The organism is Corynebacterium sp. AOP12-C2-36 (assembly GCF_052379185.1).
In the GTDB taxonomy this organism is placed as follows: domain Bacteria; phylum Actinomycetota; class Actinomycetes; order Mycobacteriales; family Mycobacteriaceae; genus Corynebacterium.
In genome coordinates, this window is record NZ_JBQSYJ010000060.1 from 1 (window position 1) to 1283 (window position 1283).

Annotated in this window: 2 protein-coding genes; one reads left to right on the plus strand and one right to left on the minus strand. The window is 60.2% G+C overall.

Annotation, left to right across the window (positions count from 1 at the left end; translation table 11 throughout):
- Positions 1 to 777, plus strand: a 777-nt coding sequence (locus tag ACT3UN_RS16430; RefSeq protein ID WP_444657654.1) for an AAA family ATPase, incomplete at its 5' end; no start/stop codon positions are given.
- 74 nt (positions 778 to 851) lie between these two features.
- Here ACT3UN_RS16430 and ACT3UN_RS16435 read toward each other — a convergent pair.
- On the minus strand, positions 852 to 1283 hold a 432-nt coding region (locus ACT3UN_RS16435; RefSeq protein WP_444657655.1), incomplete at its 5' end, for an NUDIX hydrolase.

The following is a 1283-nucleotide window of genomic DNA, read 5'->3' on the forward strand; positions in this document are numbered from 1 at the left end:
CACCGCCGCTTCGTCGAGTTCGCCAACGCCATCCGTAAAGACACCACCATCGGTATCTGCCACGGCGAGGCAGAAGTCGGGAAAACACAGTCCGCCAGACGGTACGCCCACTGGGATGCCCCGGGGACGTTCATCGACGCCTGGGGGCCACGCAGCGAATCGGACCTGGCCATCTACGCGATGGCCCATCGGACCCGGACCATCTTCTACACCCCTGAGGTCCAACCGAAGTACCGCGCGTTGATCAAAGATATCGAGTTCTACCGAAAACGCCTCGACATCTGCATTGAAGAACACCTCATCAACACCGGAAAGGTCAGCAAAATAAACCCGAGGACTCCCCGAGCCACAGAGTTGATCATCATCGATGAGGCCGAACGATTGCCTCCCACCGCACTGGAGATGCTTCGCGACATCCATGATCGTGACGGTGTGGCGATCATGTTCATCGGCATGCCCGGCATCGACCAGCGCTTCCGGCACTACCCCCAGTTGTTCAGCCGGCTGGGCTTCTCGCATCGCTACCGTGCCCTGGGCAAAGACGAGCTGCTGTTCGTGCTGAATCGGCATTACAAGCGCCTGGGCAGCGAATCGGACCCGGAGGACTTCACGGATGCCCAGGCCATCGCCGCGATCGAGCGGCTGACCCGCGGCAACTTCCGCGTGGTCGAGCGATTGTTCCCCCAGATCAAGCGGGTGTTGAAGATCAACGAGTTGGAGACCATCACCGACGATGTCATCGAAGCCGCCGCCAGCACCCTGGTCCTCGGACGATAACGGAACAACTGACGCCTAGGGCTGAAAAGGTAAGTGTGGTTCATCCCGTAATCACCTTCGCCTTACAGGCGTGGCTAGTGTCGCACCAGGCCTTCAACCTGAACTGGAGGAACATGCCCCGACTGTGGACGTTCGATGAACAGGCTCATGCCTACGTCTACCAGCCCGCTCCGAGGTAGAGAGGCGATTTGCTCGAACGGTACCCACGTGGGCGTTGCAGTATCCCCCGAGGGCTCAGGGCGCAGTTCGCTGTCCCGCATAGCAATCTCGTAGAAGATCCCGATGTTGTGGTGAGGTGCACCCCGAATCGCCTCGCCCTTCGGTATCACCCGGGAATCAAGGCCCAACAGCTGAACAACCCGTGAAGTGGCGCCAGTCTCCTCTTCGACCTCGCGGACCACCGTGTCCAGAGGGTCCTCGAATCGCTTGACGCCACCGCCAGGCAACGTCCACACCTTGCTGTGATCGTCGGGGGCAGCGACGGCTACTAGCAACACCTCGTCGTT